15 protein-coding genes are annotated in these 13,133 nt (G+C 69.9%); 5 read left to right on the top strand and 10 right to left on the bottom strand.

Annotation, left to right across the window (positions count from 1 at the left end):
- Nucleotides 1–94: 94 nt before the first annotated feature.
- Nucleotides 95–865, top strand: a complete 771-nt coding sequence (locus tag ACFWI4_RS08995; protein WP_387192635.1) for a phytanoyl-CoA dioxygenase family protein — start codon at nucleotides 95–97, stop codon at nucleotides 863–865.
- Between the two features lie 30 nt (nucleotides 866–895).
- On the opposite strand, the gene ACFWI4_RS08990 is transcribed toward ACFWI4_RS08995, so the two are convergent.
- Nucleotides 896–2,392 (bottom strand): cellulase family glycosylhydrolase, encoded by a 1,497-nt coding sequence (locus tag ACFWI4_RS08990; protein WP_387192632.1) that lies wholly within the window; start codon nucleotides 2,390–2,392, stop codon nucleotides 896–898.
- 255 nt (nucleotides 2,393–2,647) lie between these two features.
- On the opposite strand from ACFWI4_RS08990, the gene ACFWI4_RS08985 reads away from it, so the two are divergent.
- A complete protein-coding gene (locus ACFWI4_RS08985; RefSeq protein ID WP_387192629.1) occupies nucleotides 2,648–5,572 on the top strand; it encodes a glycoside hydrolase family 48 protein in 2,925 nt (974 codons plus the stop codon).
- Nucleotides 5,573–5,845: 273 nt separating this feature from the next.
- Nucleotides 5,846–6,400, top strand: a complete 555-nt coding sequence (locus ACFWI4_RS08980) for a hypothetical protein (RefSeq protein ID WP_387192627.1) — start codon at nucleotides 5,846–5,848, stop codon at nucleotides 6,398–6,400.
- Nucleotides 6,401–6,474: 74 nt separating this feature from the next.
- Here ACFWI4_RS08980 and ACFWI4_RS08975 read toward each other — a convergent pair whose 3' ends face one another.
- On the bottom strand, nucleotides 6,475–6,828 hold the full coding sequence (locus ACFWI4_RS08975; protein WP_387192624.1) for a hypothetical protein: 354 nt from the start codon (nucleotides 6,826–6,828) through the stop codon (nucleotides 6,475–6,477).
- A 159-nt stretch (nucleotides 6,829–6,987) separates the two neighbouring features.
- On the bottom strand, nucleotides 6,988–7,935 hold the full coding sequence (locus tag ACFWI4_RS08970) for a helix-turn-helix transcriptional regulator (protein WP_387192621.1): 948 nt from the start codon (nucleotides 7,933–7,935) through the stop codon (nucleotides 6,988–6,990).
- 499 nt (nucleotides 7,936–8,434) lie between these two features.
- On the opposite strand from ACFWI4_RS08970, the gene ACFWI4_RS08965 reads away from it, so the two are divergent.
- Nucleotides 8,435–8,674: a helix-turn-helix domain-containing protein gene (locus tag ACFWI4_RS08965; RefSeq protein WP_387192618.1), complete on the top strand. Its 240-nt coding sequence runs from the start codon at nucleotides 8,435–8,437 to the stop codon at nucleotides 8,672–8,674.
- A gap of 84 nt (nucleotides 8,675–8,758) precedes the next feature.
- Here the strand turns inward: ACFWI4_RS08965 and ACFWI4_RS08960 are convergent, their stop codons facing one another.
- Nucleotides 8,759–8,902: a hypothetical protein gene (locus tag ACFWI4_RS08960; RefSeq protein WP_387192615.1), complete on the bottom strand. Its 144-nt coding sequence runs from the start codon at nucleotides 8,900–8,902 to the stop codon at nucleotides 8,759–8,761.
- A gap of 500 nt (nucleotides 8,903–9,402) precedes the next feature.
- Here ACFWI4_RS08960 and ACFWI4_RS08955 point away from each other — a divergent pair, with 500 nt between their 5' ends.
- Nucleotides 9,403–9,648 carry a GntR family transcriptional regulator gene (locus ACFWI4_RS08955; protein ID WP_387192613.1) on the top strand — a complete coding sequence of 82 codons (246 nt, stop codon included), beginning with the start codon at nucleotides 9,403–9,405 and terminating at the stop codon, nucleotides 9,646–9,648.
- Nucleotides 9,649–9,886: 238 nt separating this feature from the next.
- Here the strand turns inward: ACFWI4_RS08955 and ACFWI4_RS08950 are convergent, their stop codons facing one another.
- Genes ACFWI4_RS08950 through ACFWI4_RS08925 form a run of 6 tightly spaced genes read right to left on the bottom strand, consistent with a single transcriptional unit; the run spans nucleotide 9,887 to nucleotide 13,124 of the window.
- Nucleotides 9,887–10,195 (bottom strand): hypothetical protein, encoded by a 309-nt coding sequence (locus ACFWI4_RS08950; RefSeq protein WP_387192610.1) that lies wholly within the window; start codon nucleotides 10,193–10,195, stop codon nucleotides 9,887–9,889.
- The gene (locus tag ACFWI4_RS08945; protein WP_387192608.1) at nucleotides 10,195–10,497 is read right to left on the bottom strand and encodes a hypothetical protein; all 303 of its coding nucleotides are present in this window, start codon (nucleotides 10,495–10,497) and stop codon (nucleotides 10,195–10,197) included. Before ACFWI4_RS08945 ends, ACFWI4_RS08950 begins: the two co-directional genes overlap by 1 nt.
- A 19-nt stretch (nucleotides 10,498–10,516) precedes the next feature.
- The gene (locus tag ACFWI4_RS08940) at nucleotides 10,517–11,395 is read right to left on the bottom strand and encodes a peptidoglycan-binding protein (RefSeq protein ID WP_387192605.1); all 879 of its coding nucleotides are present in this window, start codon (nucleotides 11,393–11,395) and stop codon (nucleotides 10,517–10,519) included.
- A complete protein-coding gene (locus tag ACFWI4_RS08935) occupies nucleotides 11,392–12,348 on the bottom strand; it encodes a hypothetical protein (RefSeq protein WP_387192602.1) in 957 nt (318 codons plus the stop codon). Before ACFWI4_RS08935 ends, ACFWI4_RS08940 begins: the two co-directional genes overlap by 4 nt.
- 8 nt (nucleotides 12,349–12,356) lie before the next feature.
- On the bottom strand, nucleotides 12,357–12,554 hold the full coding sequence (locus ACFWI4_RS08930; protein WP_387192599.1) for a hypothetical protein: 198 nt from the start codon (nucleotides 12,552–12,554) through the stop codon (nucleotides 12,357–12,359).
- A 9-nt stretch (nucleotides 12,555–12,563) separates the two neighbouring features.
- Complete coding sequence (locus ACFWI4_RS08925) at nucleotides 12,564–13,124, bottom strand: hypothetical protein (RefSeq protein ID WP_387192596.1); 561 nt, start codon at nucleotides 13,122–13,124, stop codon at nucleotides 12,564–12,566.
- Nucleotides 13,125–13,133 lie beyond the last annotated feature (9 nt).

Here is a 13,133-nt window from a genome sequence, read left to right as displayed (position 1 = left end):
CTCCCGGAAACGGCCAGTCGTGTTGCTCGAACGGCAAAAGGACGGCACCGGAAAACGGGGTGCGCGGGCGGGCCCCGTCGTCGAGCATGGCCGCATGGACGACGGCATGCTGGAGCGCTTTCTCGAGGACGGCTTCGTACGGATCGAGGGCGCCTTCCCGGCGCGGGTCGCGGCCGACTGCGCCCGGCTGCTGTGGAAGGAGACGGGCTGCTCACCGGACGACCCGGCCACCTGGACCGAGCCGGTGCGCTGGGTCTCGGGGATGGCCCAGGGCCCCTTCGCCGCCGCCGTCAACACGCCCGCCCTGCACGACGCGTTCGACCTGCTGCTCGGCGAGGGCCGCTGGGAGCCGCGCTACTCGCTGGGGAGCTTCCCCCTGCGCTTCCCGCACGCCGACGAGCCGGACGACGCGGGCTGGCACATCGAGGGGAGCTATCTGCCCGAGGGCGCGACCTGGTACCACACCAATCTGCGCTCCCGGGACCGCGCCCTGCTGATGTTGTTCCTGTTCACCGAGGTGGGCCCCGAGGACGCTCCGACCCGCATCCGCGTCGGCTCGCACCTGGACGTCCCCCCGCTCCTCGAACCGTACGGGGAGGACGGCGTCTCGGGTCTCGACCTGGCCCCGAGCCTGGTCGAGGCGTCGGCGCACCGGCCGGTCGCGTACGCCACCGGCCGGCCCGGCGACGTGTACCTGTGTCACCCCTTCCTGGTGCACGCGGCGCAGCCGCACCACGGGAGGCGGCCCCGGTTCATGGCGCAGCCACCGCTGCACCCGGCGGTTCCGTGCGAGCTGGAACGGTCCGACGGGACGTACTCGGCGGTGGAGCTCGCGATCCGCCGGGGGCTGGGGAAGAAGGACTGAGCCGGCCCCCGGCGGAAGACGAGCGGCTTCCTATCCGCCGAGGGCGCGCAGATGGTCGCGCAGCCCGATGCCGTAGGCGGTCGGGGTCCCGTCGTAGTTCGAGATCAGTGACGGGCCCGAGGAGCAGTCCCAGGTGTTCCAGGTCCAGCCGAGGTAGGACAGACCCCGGTCGTCGAACCACTTCATGACGGTGTCGACGAACGAGTGGGAGCAGGTGTTCTCCCCGATCTCCCCCGCCACCAGCGGTACTTGGGCGGCGACGGGGGCGAGGGTCGAGTTCCAGCAGCTCTCGCTCGCGCAGGTGTTGAAGTTGTAGACGTGGTACGCGGCGACGAGATTGCCCGTGGGATCGCTGGGTCTGTACGTCAGCCACTGGCTGAGGTCGTTGGAGTACGCGAGACCGCCGGCCAGGATCACGTTCCTGGCGCCGGTGCCGCGGACGGCGTCGACCAGGGACTGCATTCCGGCGACCTGGTAGGAGATGCCGGGGCAGGTGCCGCCGTCGCGCCAGCAGGTCCACGCCTGGGTGGCCGTGGAGGTCGCACGGTCCGGGTAGGGCTCGTTGAACAGGTCGAACGCGACGGCCTGGTCGTCCTTGAAGGTGCTCGCGACCGAGGACCAGAAGGACGGGGTGTACTGGGCGTCGGGCATCGGTTTCTGACAGGTGGCGTGCACGTCGGAGCAGCCCGCCGAGTTGCCCGTGTACTGGCCGTAGGTCCAGTGCAGATCGAGCACGGGGGTCATGCCGTGCGCCTCGACCTCGGCCACCAGACCCTTGACCGCGGCGATGTAGTTGGCGCCCGCGTACTCCGGTTTGATGTTGGAAAGGCCCAGCCAGCACTCCTCGTTGAGCGGGATGCGGACGGTGTTGGCCTTCCAGTCCGCGATGGCCTTGACGGAGGCGTCGTCGACGGGACCGTCGAAGAAGCCGTAGCCCTGGACGCACATGAACTCGCCGCCGGAGCGGTTGACCCCGAGCAGCCTGCGGGTGGCTCCCGCGGAGTCGACCAGTTTCGTTCCCGAGACGCGCAGCTTCGGCGCCTCGCCGCCCGCCGGGGGCGGATCGGTGGGGGTCGGGGTGGGCGTGGGAGTGGGTGTGGGGGTCGGCTGGGTGTCCACGTTGCAGGTGGTGCCGTTCAGCCTGAAGGCCGTCGGGGGCGGGTTGCTTCCCGACCAGGAGGCGAGGAAGCCGGCGCTGACGGTCGCGCCGCTCGCGAGCGAGCCGTTCCAGCTCTCGTTGGACACGGTGACCGCCGTGCCCGACTGGGACCACTTGGCGTTCCAGCCCTGGGTGACCTTCTGGCCGCCCGGGAAGTCGAAGCCGAGGCTCCAACCACTCAGCGCGGCCATGTTGTTGGTGATGTTCACGGCGCCCTGGAAGCCGGTATCCCACTGGCCGGTGACCGAGTACTCCACCGTGCACGCGGGGGTGGCTCCCGAGGCCGTGACGACCGGCGCGACGGCCGTGCCCACGAGGGCGGCCGCGGCTCCGAACACCAGGAGAGACAGACGCGGGGGGTGACGCATGAAGCGACTCCTTGCAGCTCTGGCGCGCCGTGACGGACGCGTCGACTGATGGAACCGCTCCCACTGGTGCGGATGAAGCTAGCGCCAAGTGCCGCCGTTGCCCAGAGGAGTCGCACAGTCGATCTTCCGAATCATTTCGACTCTTCAAGCACCTTGACCGTTCCCGTCCCCCTCTCCACTATGGGAGCGCTCCCACTGGTTCAAGGCTTGTTGCTCCTCCCCCCATTCTCCGAGCCGCAAGGAGGAACCAGCACCATGGATCACAGCCCTCGATGGAGACGTCGTCGCAGGTCGCGGCGTTTGTGGACCGCCGTGGTCGCAGCACTCGCGCTGCCGCTCACCACGCTGGCGACCGGTACGACTCCCGCACACGCGGCGGCACTTCAGTGCAGCGTCGACTACAAGACCAACGACTGGGGCTCCGGCTTCACGGCGGATCTGACGATCACCAACCGGGGTACCGACGCCGTCAACGGCTGGACCCTGACCTACGCCTACACGGGCAACCAGACCCTCACCAACGGCTGGAACGGCACCTGGTCCCAGTCCGGCAAGGCGGTCACCGTCAAGAACGCGGCGTGGAACGGGACGATCGCCGCCGGGACCGCCGTGACCACGGGGGCGCAGTTCACGTACAGCGGCACCAACGCCGCCCCCGCGTCGTACGCCGTCAACGGCACCACCTGCGCCGGGGCCCACCAGCCGCCGGTCACCGTGCTGACCAGCCCCACGGCCGGCGCCGTCTACACCCAGGGCGACTCCGTGCCGCTGGCCGCGACCGCGGCAGCGGCCGACGGGGCGACCGTCTCCAAGGTCGAGTTCTACGACGACACGGCCCTGCTCGGCACCGACACCAGCGCGCCGTTCACCCTGTCGGCCTCGGGGCTGGCCGTGGGCGCCCACTCCATCGTCGCGAAGGCGTACGACAGCCTGGGCGCCTCCGCGGACTCCACGCCCGTCGGCATCACGGTCGCCGCGGGACCGGCGATCGTCGCCTCCCCGACGCAACTCGGCGTCCAGCAGGGCAAGTCGGGGACGTTCGCGGTCAAGCTGTCGACCCAGCCGAGCGCCACTGTGACGGTGGCGGTGGCCCGGACGGACGGCAACACCGGGCTGTCCGTGACCGGCGGTTCGAGTCTGGTCTTCACCCCGTCCAACTGGAACACCGCCCAGACGGTGACGATCACCGCCGACGCCTCGGGCACCGGGTCCGCGACCTTCACGGCCTCGGCGACCGGCCAGGCCAAGGCCACGGTCACCGTGACGGAACTGGCCGCGACGAAGGCGTACGACGCCCGCTTCCTGGACCTCTACGGCAGGATCACCAACCCGGCGAACGGCTACTTCTCCCCCGAGGGCATCCCGTACCACTCGGTGGAGACGCTGATCGTCGAGGCGCCTGACCAGGGGCACGAGACGACGTCGGAGGCGTACAGCTATCTGATCTGGCTCCAGGCGATGTACGGGAAGGTCACCGGCGACTGGTCGAAGTTCAACGCCGCGTGGACGACCATGGAGACGTACATGATCCCCACGCACGCCGACCAGCCGACCAACTCGTTCTACAACGCGTCCAAACCGGCCACCTACGCGCCCGAGCTGGACACCCCGAACGAGTACCCGGCCAAGCTGGACACGGGTGTCTCCGTCGGCACGGACCCGATCGCCGCCGAGCTGAAGAGCGCGTACGGCACGGACGACGTGTACGGCATGCACTGGCTCCAGGACGTGGACAACACCTACGGCTACGGCGACGAGCCCGGCAAGTGCGAGGCCGGGCCCACCGCCACGGGTCCCTCGTACATCAACACCTTCCAGCGCGGGGCGCAGGAGTCGGTGTGGGAGACGGTTCCGCAGCCGACCTGCGACTCCTTCAAGTACGGCGGAAAGAACGGCTACTTGGACCTCTTCACCGGGGACTCCTCGTACGCGAAGCAGTGGAAGTACACGGACGCCCCGGACGCCGACGCGCGTGCGGTGCAGGCCGCGTACTGGGCCGACGTGTGGGCCAAGGCCCAGGGCAAGAGCGCGGACGTGTCGGCTACCGTCGGCAAGGCGGCGAAGATGGGCGACTATCTGCGCTACGCCATGTACGACAAGTACTTCAAGAAAATAGGCAACTGCGTCGGTCCCACGACCTGCCCGGCGGGGACCGGCAAGGACGCCTCGGACTATCTGATCTCCTGGTACTACGCCTGGGGCGGGGCGACCGACACCTCGGCGGGCTGGGCCTGGCGCATCGGCTCCAGCCATGTCCACGGCGGCTACCAGAACCCCCTGGCCGCCTACGCGCTCAGCACCAACGCCGATCTGAAGCCCAAGTCCTCGACAGGCGCGGCGGACTGGGGCACGTCCCTCACCCGGCAACTGGAGTTCTACCGCTGGCTCCAGTCGAGCGAGGGCGCCATAGCGGGCGGCGCGACCAACAGCTGGGCCGGCCGGTACGCGACGCCTCCGGCCGGGACGCCGACCTTCTACGGCATGTACTACGACCAGCAGCCGGTGTACCACGACCCGCCGTCCAACCAGTGGTTCGGCTTCCAGGCCTGGTCCATGGAGCGGGTCGCCGAGTACTACCAGCAGACGGGGAACGCGAGCGCGAAGGCGGTCCTCGACAAGTGGGTCGCGTGGGCGCTGTCCAAGACCACGATCAACCCGGACGGCACCTACCAGATCCCCTCCACCCTCCAGTGGTCCGGCGCCCCGGACACCTGGAACGCGTCGAGTCCCGGCAGCAACAGCGGACTTCACGTCACCGTGGCGGACTACACGAACGACGTGGGCGTGGCCGCCGCCTACGCCAAGACCCTCTCCTACTACGCCGCCAAGTCCGGCAACGCCCAGGCGAAGACGACGGCCAAGGCGCTCCTGGACGGGATGTGGAACAACTACCAGGACGCGCTGGGCATCGCGGTCCCGGAGACCCGCGCCGACTACAACCGCTTCAACGACAGCGTGTACGTGCCGAGCGGCTGGACCGGCACGATGCCCAACGGCGACGCGATCAACTCCTCCTCCACGTTCGCGTCGTTGCGCTCCTTCTACAAGAACGACCCGGCCTGGTCGAAGATCCAGGCCTATCTGGCGGGCGGCGCCGCGCCGTCCTTCACGTACCACCGGTTCTGGGCGCAGGCGGACATCGCCCTCGCCATGGGTTCGTACGCGGAGCTTCTCGAATAGTCCCCGCTAAGGCTCCGCGTACGAGGCCCTGTCCCTGACGACAGGGCCACCGGCCGGGCGGCCCCTCCCCGCACCGGAGGACCGCCCGGCCGTCACATTTCCACTGCCGCGCCGCACACCGGCTCGGCTCGGCTCGGCTCGGCTCGGCTCGGCTCGGCTCGGCTCGGCTGCGCGAAGTTGATCACAACTGCGTCACCTCTTCACCGATCACTCACACTTTCTTCACATCACCCGATAACGTCACCCCATCACGAACCATCCCTTGGGGGGACCATGTCGTACAGCCAGCCGCCGACCGGTTACGGCCGGGGCGCGGTACCGCCCGGGCCGGCACCGCAGCCCGGCCGTCCCCGCTGGGCGCGCAAGCGCTTCGTACTGCCGGCGATCGCCTTCGCCTTCCTCGTCGGTGTGGGCGCCGGCGGCGGTGACGGCAGCGGCGACGGACAGAAGACCGGCAGCACGAAGGCCGCCACCACGAAGGCCGCGGCGGACAAGCTTCGGCCCGCCCCGACCGTCACGGTCACGGCCACCGCGACGGCGACGGCGACGGCCACCGCCAAGCCGAAGCCCGCACCGACGGTGACCGCGACGAAGACGGTCAAGGTGAGGGTCACCGTCACCGCGCGAGCCGCCTCGAACAGCGGCTCCGGCAGCGGCAGCGGCGGGACCAGCGTCGGCACGTGCTCGATCACGTCCAACGCCGGGAACTGCTACTCGGCGGGCCAGTACTGCCGCAACAGCGACCACGGTGCCAGCACGACCACCGCGGGCGGCAGCAGGATCACGTGCGCGTACCGGTCCGGCGGGTGGCGCTGGACGTACAGCTGACGGCACCGCTCCTCATGTGACGGGCCCCCTTCCCCCGGACCGGGAAGGGGGCCCGTCCGGTCGGGCCGGGGCCGTCAGGGGGTCGGTGGCTGCCAGGGTGTGCAGTCGGGGGTCGCGGCGCAGGCGTCCATGGCCGCGCGGTCGCGGGTGGCGTGTTCCAGCTCGGCCTCCGTGAACATCTTCAGTTGGTCCGGCAGCCGGTCGCACGCGCCGGGCGGGGACTCGAAGCCCTCGCCGGGGTCGTAGTCGGCCGCCGACATGGCGCCGGCCCAGGCGGTCACACAGGCCTGGTGGGCCCGTTCGGCGGCGGCCGCGGAGGGTTTCGGGCCGGCGGCCGGTCCGCCGGAGCCGCTGTCGCCGCCCAGGCAGGAGGAGCCGGCGAGAGCGAGTCCGGCGGCGGCGAGCAGGGCGGTGACGGAGCAGCGCATGGATCCCCCCGGGGGTGACACGGTGTCGGGATCCGGACGCTAGTTGCGGCGGAACGACCGGTCCCGCAGGTCGTTCGGCTTTCACCCAAACGGGGAGGTTCCCTGGTCGCGCCCGGGAACGCCCGTCCGCATCCCCCGGGTTCACGCCCGCCCGGACCGTCACTCCGCGTATCTGCGGCCCAGTTCGGCGATCGTCTCCGCGATCAGGGCGCGCAGCTCGGGCGGCCCCAGGACCTCGACGGCGGTCCCGAGCCGCAGGAAGTCGTCGTGCGCCTGGTCCAGGGACTCCACGGGGACCGTGGCACGGGTCCAACCGTCCTCGTCCGTAACCCCGTTGGCCGCCACGGCGCGGCCCGCGACACCGCTCAGCACCGTTCCGGGCGCGATCCGCACGACCGCCTCCGCGCGGTGCAGCCGCTCGTGGAAGGCCTGTTGGTACGCGTTCCAGTACGCGGCCAGGTCGAAGTCCTCGGGCCGGGCGAACTCCGCTCCGGAGGACTTCAGTTCGAGGATCTGGTCCACCCGGAAGGTGCGCGGGCCAGGACCGGCGACGACGTACCAGCGGCCCGCCTTCAGGACGAGCCCGTACGGCTCCAGCCGGCGCTCCACGTCGGTGGGTTCTCGCCAGCGGCGGTAACGGACGTCAAGGACGCGGCCGTTCCAGACGGCGTCGGCGACCGCGGTGAGGTACGGGGTCTCGTCGGCGTCCGCGTACCAGCCCGGGGCGTCCAGGTGGAAGCGGCCGCTCACCCGGTCCGCGTGCTCGCGCAGTTCACCGGGAAGGGCGGCGCGCACCTTCAGCTGGGCCGCCGCGAGCACCGAGCCGAGCCCGAGTTCGGCGGCGGGCCCGGGAACCCCGGCGAGGAACAGGGCCTCGGCCTCGTCGGCGGTGAGACCGGTGAGCCGGGTCCGGTAGCCGTCGAGCAGCCGGTATCCGCCCGCGTGTCCCGCGTCGCCGTACAGCGGGACGCCCGCCGCGCTCAGTGCGTCCACGTCCCGGTACACGGTCCTGACCGACACCTCCAGTTCCTCGGCGAGCTGGGCGGCGGTGAGCCTGCCCCGGGTCTGGAGCAGCAGCAGGATCGAGAGGAGACGGCTGGACTTCACTGACACAGGATGTCGATGGATCGGGGCGCATTGTGGCTGGTCCAGGGAATGACCTGGGGATTCACCTCGGGTTGGCTGACCTGGGTTGACTTCAGTTGACCCAACTTGACAGTGGTGCACAAGATCTATTCCCCATTCGTACCCCATGGGGTACGACGGAGCCCCCGATGCCGATCCGGCCGGGGGCTCTTACGTGTCAGAACCGGGGCGGGGCCGCCACCCGGGGAGGCGGACTGCGCCCCGCCCCGGTCAGACGGCCTAACGATCTCACCCGGCAGATGTCACGTCATCCACTTGTGAAGGAAATATTTAGATCACATGAACGGCAAGTGAACAGAATCTCGGCATAAGGACCGCCCGCCCGCCGCAGGGGGGTGCTCACGGCAAGCCGTGAACCTGCTGACGGACGGACGGCCGTCCAGAATCCGGCGGGCGGTCGAACGGAATCGGCGACCACTTGGGTACTGACCTGTGATCATCATGCCCCCAGCGTCTACCCGTGCCTACCCGCCGCAACCCCCGACCCGACTGGGTCCTCACCCGACAAACCCAGCTCGGCCACCGCATCGCCACGCTCCGCGCCACCGCCGGCCTCAGCCAGGACCAGCTCGCCGAACGCGCCGGCCTCGACCGGCGAAGCATCCAGCGCTACGAGGCCGCAGAGCGCGAGCCGCAGTACGGCGACCTACTGCTGATCTCCGACGCGCTCGACATCCCGCTCGCCGACCTCGTGCGCTGACGGGCGGCCGCCCCCACCAGGGGCGACAGGAGCGACCGCCCTACCCGGGCCCGGCACATGTCGGTACGCCGGGATCGGGAGTCTCTACCAGTTCTTCCTGCGGTACGGGTGATAGTGCGTCCCGGCGTGCCCCGCTGGCAGGAAGCAGTGGAACCCGCCGTTCGGATGCTCGGCCCAGCAGTAGTCGGACATGGGGCCGCTGTAGCGCGGCAGGGACTTCTTGCTCACCGGACTCTCCTCTCCCGGATGAACTGGCGGCCCGCCGCCTGCCACCGCTGACGCAGCACGCCGGCCTGCGGACACGGGCGCCCGGCGACAGTCCGGCATGAGCCGCACGTCATGCAGTGGGTGAGCAGGGCCTGGTACTCCACGGGTGCGAGCGGCTGTATGGTCCGGACGCTCACGGCCGTACCGCCTGGCGGAGCGGGGTGAGGTGGCGCTGCTCGCGGCATGGTGCGCATGCGTTGCCGCCCTGGACGGGGCGGGCGGTCGCGGAGGGGCCCTGGTGCCAGTCGCACCATTTGGCGCCCGTCGCCGGGTCTGTGCGTGGGGGTGGGGTACGGCTAGGCTCAGGCATGTCGACTCCAGCTCAGTCGGCCAAGCCCCGGGCCCTGCCAGGCCGCGGGGTTTTCTCGTGACCACAGCGTAGACCTAGCTAGCTAGGCACGCTAGGCGAGTCAAGCACACTCGTCTCGCTCGGTAGGCTCATCCTGCCTAGCGTTGCGATCATGGATTGGAAGCCCGACGTGCCCCGATGGCGGCAGGTGTACGAGGTCATCGAGGAGCGCATCGCCGACGGAACGTACCCGGCGGGCAGCCAGCTCCCGGGCGTGCTCGCGATCCAGGGTGAGTTCGGGATCGCGCAGATGACGGCGCGGCGCGTGCTGACCGAGCTGCGCACGGCGGGGCTGGCGCAGATGCAGGTGGGTGTCGGCACCTTCGTTGCAGAGCTTCCGGCCGGGGGCCGCCCGTAGAATGGGATCATGTCCCCCACCTCTGCGGCCTCCGCTGTCGTGCGCCCTGCCGCAGCCGTCAACGAGGACATCCGCCGCCTCTGGACCGGACCCGGCGCACACCCCACGAAACGCCTCACCGCGGAGCAGCGGACCGAGTACCTGCGGCTCGTCGCCGAGTACGAAGCCGCGGTCCGGGCCGGGCTCGGCCCGGCGGCATGGCGAAGCCCCGCCCTCCCAGAGAGCGGGGCCACATCGTTCAGCGGCCGGCGGCCTGCCACAAGGTCAGCCCCATCGAGCCCACCGCCACCACCGCAGCCACCGACGGCAACGGCCATTTGGCACGTTCGAGCGTAGTGACCCGCGGCTCGATGTCACTGCCCTTCGGCATAGCCTCCAGCGCACGCAGCCGGGACTCATGATCGGCGACATCCCGGCTGAGCTCCGTCATCCCCTGCCCGATGCTGTCGAGCTTGGTCTCCACCCGGGTCAGGCCATTACTCAGGGATCTCAGCTCCTGGTACATCTGGCCGTTACTGATGAACACGCCAGGGTCCGGCGTCGCCATCACGCCGCCTTGACGAAACTATCCTGCGCCTTCGCAGCCACGCCGACCGGCTTCCAGAACCCGAAGTGGCTGAGCACACCGGTGGCGAAGCTGACGAGAGCGAGAACGGCTGCGGTGCCCACGCTGTACCCGGCATCGTGCGGGCCCGCGTACTCCGTGACGAACCCCGTCACGCTGCTCAGCGCGAGGAGCAGGACAGCCTTCACCCCGGCGTGCGTGACCTTCGTGGTCACCAGACCGACGAGGACCGGAAGGACGACGGAGACGAGCAGGCCGAGCCAGTACGCCTTGTCGAGGGACATGATGATCTCCTTCAGGGATTCAGGCGACGACGTCGAAGCCGTGCTTCGCGCCGAGCTTCTTCAGGCTGGTCATCCCGGGGATGCCGTCGTAGGGGCCGGCCACCGTGCGCCGCTGGAACTCGGCGTAGGCGGAACGTGTCTTGCTGCCGAAGCTGCCGTCCACGTACTGCGCGGCCAGGAGCCCTTCGGCGTGCAGCGCCTTCTCGACCAGGAGGGCCTCGGCCTTGTACGTGGTGTGGCCCTGCGCCGCGGACGGGTCCTTCTTCGCCGCGGCGACGACGTGCGCCAGGCTGACCTTCGGCTTCGCCGGCGCAGGCGCAGGCGTGGGCGCGGCCGTGGACGCGAACAGGTCCGGCATCGGGCCCGGGTCCACGTGCGAGTTCCCCGGGACCTGGTTGTGCCCGTAGTGGCCGCCGAGCTTCGTCCACGTGTCGAGGGGCACCGTGTCGCGGGCGAACCCGGTCGGTGTCCCGCCCGGCCACGCGTCGACGATGCCGAGAGACCGCAGCCAGGCCACGATCTTGTCGAGGCCCTTGCACGGGGTGTCCCGGACCGTCGCGTACTTCTTCCCGCCGACTGTCTCACCCTCGGTGAACACAATCTCGATCTGGATGCAGTACAGGCCAGTCCGGTTCGTGCGGACGTCGCCCGCGTTCTGTAGCGACAGGGACCGCGAGTCCGCGGGGAAGAACTGGGCTATGTCCCCGGTGAACGGATCCCACAGCAGGTGCGGGGCGACGTCGGCGCCGCCGCCTATGAACCAGCTCAGTTCGTTCCTGAACGTCCAGTCCTTGGCGTTGCTGGTGATGTGCCAGACGGCGCGAGCGGGGCCGCCGCTCATGGCGCCGAGGTTGCCGAGCGAGTGCCGGGTCGCGCCGGGCATCCACAGGTCGGTCATGGGTGCAGTCCCTTCTTGCTGACGTGGTTGTCGGACGCCCACTCGCCCATCAGCTGAGCCGCCTGAACCAGCCGAGGATCAGGCGCAGGAGCCGGAGAAGGAGTGGGCGACGGAGGAGGGGCCGGAGCCGGCTCCGGCGTGATGTCGACAGGGAACTTCCGCCCCGTAATGGCCTCATAGGCGGCAGCGAACGCCGCCAGGTCGATGCCCTCCTGGAACGCCGGATGCGCCAGGTGTTCGGGCCAGATCACGACCCACACTTCCTCCACCTTCCGGGACCAGTACCGGTCGGTGAAGCTCGTCTCCTCCGCCCACGTCTCCATCCGCTCGTCGCCGCCCAGCGGGCCCGCGCCGGGCGCGCCGTAGCCGCCGGTCAGGACCGAGTGGCCGCCCTCGTCAGGAGAGTTGCGGTGGTAGTCCCACGGCCGGCCCTCGGCGAACTCCTCCTCGTTCGCGGCCTGGACGACGATGCCCGTCCACACGGCGCCGAAGATGGAGACAGCGGCCTTGACCTCCTCCACGTTGGTGGGATCGACCTTGGCGAAGCCCAGCGCCTTCACCCCGTCGGGGCCGCCGACCTTGACGAGGTATTCGAGCAGGGTCTGAATGTCCATGCCCTGGTCGTGTTCCGAGCCGGGGCCGTTGGTGTCGGCCGTCCCGTTCGGGTCGAACCCGGGGTTCTGCGTGCGGTAGACCTGCCAGACCGCATCCTGGCCGGGGTACCTCTCAGCGCCGGCGATGGCCGTGACGAGGCGCCGGAAGTTCGCCCACGTCACGGACACGCAGCAGCCAGCGACGTCGTTGCCCAGCATCTGCCAGCCGCCGCCCAAACGGGCCAGGTAGTCGGCCGCCGCCGGGTGGGCCGAGGTCTTGCCGGTGAAGATGCGGGAGAAGGGGATCGCGCGGCGCCTGCTCGGTGCCCGGCGGCCATACTTGCGGATGCTGCCTGTCATGGTGCTCCTCATATGACGGTGATGACCTGCTCGTACTTCTGCGCCACCACCGACCCGATCTCGGGCAGCCCGGTCAGAAAGCCACGGACTGCGTTGACCACGTCGATGTCGTCGACGACGTGCACCTCCTGGTTGATCCCGGAGACTTGCACCGAGACCAGCGGTTCCCCGTCGGGGCTCCGGCCTGTGATCACGTAGGTAGCCATGGGGTCTCCTCAGGCCGTCCGCAGCAGTGACAGCCACGAGTCCGTGTACAGGGTCACCGCGGTCGCGTTGCTGACGAGCTGCGCCCAGTCCAGCGAGAACGTGCCCGGGGTCGTCGAGGTGCGGAGGGTGCCGTACACCCAGACCGTGAGCGGCGTACCGCCCGTACCGAGGCAGCCGTAAGACCGCGCGCTGGTGACGTCGTTGGTCTCGAAACGGGTCAGGTAGCCGCGCGCGTCCTGGGTGTCGGTCAAGAACGCCGGCGCTGCCGAGGCGCCGATCACCGGGGAGTGGCCGATACCGATGGCACCCCACTCGCCGAGACTCGATGCCGGCGCCGAGAAGTCCAGGCTGAGGTCAGCGGCCGTCGGCCCGTCGTACTTGACCCAGCCCGACCACCGATACGCCGCGTTCGCCGCCACCTCGAACTGAAGGTGCGGATCCGCAAACGTCGTCGTCACCGCAGTCCGCGGAGTGTCGGACGTCTTGCGGGCGACCTGCTCCTGCGAGGAGCGCAGCAGCGCCGCCGTGATCCGCTGCCCAGCCAGGAACGTGGGGTAGGCCTCAGCCATGGTGCCTCC

It is taken from the genome of Streptomyces sp. NPDC127038 (assembly GCF_042725875.1).
In the GTDB taxonomy this organism is placed as follows: domain Bacteria; phylum Actinomycetota; class Actinomycetes; order Streptomycetales; family Streptomycetaceae; genus Streptomyces.
This window is presented reverse-complemented; position numbering and strand designations above follow the sequence as displayed.

What these genes read in the sequence shown, in the direction of transcription:
- ACFWI4_RS08925 (WP_387192596.1), bottom strand. Translation starts at nt 13,124, where the DNA reads ATGGCTGAGGCCTACCCCACGTTCCTGGCTGGGCAGCGGATCACGGCG.
- ACFWI4_RS08935 (WP_387192602.1), bottom strand. Translation starts at nt 12,348, where the DNA reads ATGACAGGCAGCATCCGCAAGTATGGCCGCCGGGCACCGAGCAGGCGC.
- ACFWI4_RS08985 (WP_387192629.1), top strand. Translation starts at nt 2,648, where the DNA reads ATGGATCACAGCCCTCGATGGAGACGTCGTCGCAGGTCGCGGCGTTTG.
- ACFWI4_RS08975 (WP_387192624.1), bottom strand. Translation starts at nt 6,828, where the DNA reads ATGCGCTGCTCCGTCACCGCCCTGCTCGCCGCCGCCGGACTCGCTCTC.
- ACFWI4_RS08950 (WP_387192610.1), bottom strand. Translation starts at nt 10,195, where the DNA reads ATGGCGACGCCGGACCCTGGCGTGTTCATCAGTAACGGCCAGATGTAC.
- ACFWI4_RS08945 (WP_387192608.1), bottom strand. Translation starts at nt 10,497, where the DNA reads ATGTCCCTCGACAAGGCGTACTGGCTCGGCCTGCTCGTCTCCGTCGTC.
- ACFWI4_RS08930 (WP_387192599.1), bottom strand. Translation starts at nt 12,554, where the DNA reads ATGGCTACCTACGTGATCACAGGCCGGAGCCCCGACGGGGAACCGCTG.
- ACFWI4_RS08995 (WP_387192635.1), top strand. Translation starts at nt 95, where the DNA reads ATGGACGACGGCATGCTGGAGCGCTTTCTCGAGGACGGCTTCGTACGG.
- ACFWI4_RS08990 (WP_387192632.1), bottom strand. Translation starts at nt 2,392, where the DNA reads ATGCGTCACCCCCCGCGTCTGTCTCTCCTGGTGTTCGGAGCCGCGGCC.
- ACFWI4_RS08955 (WP_387192613.1), top strand. Translation starts at nt 9,403, where the DNA reads ATGGATTGGAAGCCCGACGTGCCCCGATGGCGGCAGGTGTACGAGGTC.
- ACFWI4_RS08940 (WP_387192605.1), bottom strand. Translation starts at nt 11,395, where the DNA reads ATGACCGACCTGTGGATGCCCGGCGCGACCCGGCACTCGCTCGGCAAC.
- ACFWI4_RS08980 (WP_387192627.1), top strand. Translation starts at nt 5,846, where the DNA reads ATGTCGTACAGCCAGCCGCCGACCGGTTACGGCCGGGGCGCGGTACCG.